At 53.1% G+C, this 2,283-nt stretch carries 2 protein-coding genes; both read left to right on the top strand.

Annotated features, from left to right (window positions below):
• Positions 1 to 132 precede the first annotated feature (132 nt).
• Positions 133 to 546: a hypothetical protein gene (locus ABOA88_RS23980; protein ID WP_367852223.1), complete on the top strand. Its 414-nt coding sequence runs from the start codon at positions 133 to 135 to the stop codon at positions 544 to 546.
• A 122-nt stretch (positions 547 to 668) separates the two neighbouring features.
• The gene (locus ABOA88_RS23975; RefSeq protein WP_367852224.1) at positions 669 to 2,105 is read left to right on the top strand and encodes an IS1182 family transposase; all 1,437 of its coding nucleotides are present in this window, start codon (positions 669 to 671) and stop codon (positions 2,103 to 2,105) included.
• Positions 2,106 to 2,283 lie beyond the last annotated feature (178 nt).

Genomic DNA, 2,283 nt, shown 5'->3' with positions numbered 1-2,283 from the left:
GGTCCAGGCTGTGTGAAAACACATTTTTAGAACGATTCCGCCATGGGCGCATCGACAAGGTTTTGAGGCACCATATGGTTTCGAGGAATCCATCAGCTCGACGCAGCTCGCGAACCAAATCAGGAAGAATGAATGCCTTCCCTTCGCCGCCTCAGTAGTGTCTGTCAAAGTATTGCGCACCACGCTTCGAGCAGTCTGTCGTACGTACACCCACATCTGTTGCAAGCCCTCAAAGCGACCGGGGAGTCGATCGCGACAGTGGATCTACTGAGTGCGACCCCATACCCGAAAGAGCTTCTTAGTCATCCTCACCTTCCCACCGCCCTCTCTTCACTACGTGATCGTTTTGAACAGATTTTGAAATCTGAAGGTTTTTTAATAACCGACCTCAACGAGGCCACGCTATTTTTCAAACCTGATGGCCAATACCGTGACGAGTATTGCTGCGAATGCCACGCAAGGTTGTCCCATTCAAGCGGCCGTAAATACTTTGCGGCAGTCAATTGCATGGGTAAATCCATTGTTCCCCAGCTTGCCAATATCTGACCAATCCCCTCCGGTAATGTCTTCAATCCAGATGAAAAACGAGCGTTTCTTTAAGGCCAAAATCCGGAATATGCCGAGGATGACCTAAGCTTATTTTCGCCTAGATCGTATTGGGGGCGATCATGAAACGATTCATTGAGGGCGAGACTCGGACGCAGGTGACGCTGCTGCCGGAGTGCTTGGACGATTTTGTAGCCGAAGAAAATCCAGTGCGAGTGGTCGACGTTTTCGTCGATGAACTCGACCTGGGCGCACTTGGTTTTGAGGGCGTCGATCCTGCCGCAACTGGTCGTCCGGCCTATCACCCAGCGGTGTTGCTGAAGATCTATATCTACGGCTATCTCAATCGGATTCAGTCCAGCCGCCGACTTGAGCGTGAGGCCGAGCGCAACGTCGAGTTGATGTGGCTAACGGGACGCTTGGCTCCGGATTTCAAAACCATTGCCGACTTTCGCAAAGACAACGGCAAAGCCATTCGCAGCGTATGCCGCCAGTTCGTAGTTCTTTGCCGCAACCTCAATCTTTTCTCCCAGTCCATCATCGCCATCGACGGCAGCAAATTCAAAGCCGTCAATAATCGCGACCGCAATTTCACTCAGGGTAAGGTGAAGGCCCGTATACAGCAGATCGAGCAGAGCATTGATCGATATCTGGCGGCGATGGATTCGGCGGATCGGGCAACGCCCGAAGTGGCCGAGGCCAAAACAGAGCGGCTGAAAGAAAAGATAGAAACGCTGAAAAAACAGATGCAAAAACTCAAGAAAATCGAGGCGCAGCTTCAAGCCAGTCCCGATCAGCAAATCTCGCTTACCGATCCAGATGCCCGTTCGATGGCCACAAGCGGCCGAGGCTCCGGCACAGTTGGGTACAACTTACAAACAGCAGTCGACGACAAACACCATCTGATCATTACCCATAAGGTGACCAACGTTGGTAATGATCGCGGGCAACTGAGCAGTATGGCTAACCAGGCACGGGAAGAAATCGGTGCTGAGGCGCTGACGGTGGTTGCTGATCGAGGCTATTACAAAGGCCCGGAAATCCTTGCTTGCGAGCAAGCTGGCATCACCACCTTTGTACCTAAACCACTGACATCGAGCAGCAAAGCGGAAGGCCGATTCGGCAAGCAGGACTTCATCTACATTGCTGCATCGGACGAATATCGGTGCCCAGCAGGCCAGTTGCTGACGCGCCGGCATTCCTCGGTGGAAGACGGCATGCTACTGCACTGCTATTGGTTTTCAGGATGCCAGAGCTGCTCCATGCAGAAGCAGTGTACGACCGGTAAAGAGCGGCGATTAAAGCGCTGGGAGCATGAAGCCGTAGTCGAAGGAGTGCAAATTCGATTGGAGCATGATCCGGGGAAGATGAAGGTTCGCCGGCAGACGGTGGAGCATCCCTTCGGCACGCTCAAATTCTGGATGGGAAGTACCCACTTCCTGACCAAAACCCTGCCGAGGGTAAGCACCGAAATGAGCCTTCACGTGCTCGCCTACAACCTCAAACGAATGATGAGCATCTTCGGCATCGCAGGGTTACTTGAGGCGATGAGGGCGTAAACCCCGCCGCTTGCTGGCCCGCAAACAGCTATATGGGCCGCTGACGCGGCCCATATAGCACTGCAAACGTCTTTTTCGCAGGTAAGGCTATTCGCGCTCTCCCTTGCTGATTCCACAGGCAATCTGCGCGACTCTCAGTTTTCGATGTGTTTACTGCGTTTTCACACAGCCTAGGTCG

The organism is Pseudomonas sp. PKS, from assembly GCF_051913525.1.
GTDB lineage: Bacteria > Pseudomonadota > Gammaproteobacteria > Pseudomonadales > Pseudomonadaceae > Aquipseudomonas > Aquipseudomonas guariconensis_D.
This window is presented reverse-complemented; position numbering and strand designations above follow the sequence as displayed.